The sequence below is a fragment of the Mariprofundus erugo genome (assembly GCF_005818865.1).
In the GTDB taxonomy this organism is placed as follows: Bacteria; Pseudomonadota; Zetaproteobacteria; order Mariprofundales; family Mariprofundaceae; genus Mariprofundus; species Mariprofundus erugo.
On record NZ_VBRY01000031.1, the window covers coordinates 1 to 451 of the forward strand.

General features: G+C 25.3%; 1 pseudogene. It reads right to left on the minus strand.

Annotated features, from left to right (window positions below):
* Positions 1–57 precede the first annotated feature (57 nt).
* A pseudogene (locus FEF65_RS13450) lies at positions 58–451 on the minus strand (P-loop NTPase fold protein); the annotation flags it as partial.

Genomic DNA, 451 nt, shown 5'->3' on the forward strand with positions numbered 1-451 from the left:
CTCACGCTCTTTATAAGTATATTTTGAATCTACTTCTGATTCAATATTTTCAAAATCCTAATTGAGATTTGTTCGATACCCAATATTATTTTGGTAAAGGTATTGAATAGACGTTTGATTTCTTAATGTATCAAAAACATCATCTTCTACTGCTTGAATAATATTAACCTGTCTATTATCAATATAGAAACTTTTGAATGCTTGTCCAGACTGGTTAATCTTTTCAATTATTTTCGATATGTAAAGAAGTCTTAATTCTTTAAGGTTTCTTAATCTTACGGATTCTGTTACTTCTATTTTGCTTTCTATTTTTGAAATATCTTCGTTTAACGTCTTTATTATTTCTTTAATGTACTTATGTTTATTTACAATAATTTTAAATAATTCTCCTTTGTTTAAACTCAATTCCGTAAAATCATTGGGATAAATGTTTTTGTAAACTATCATTGAT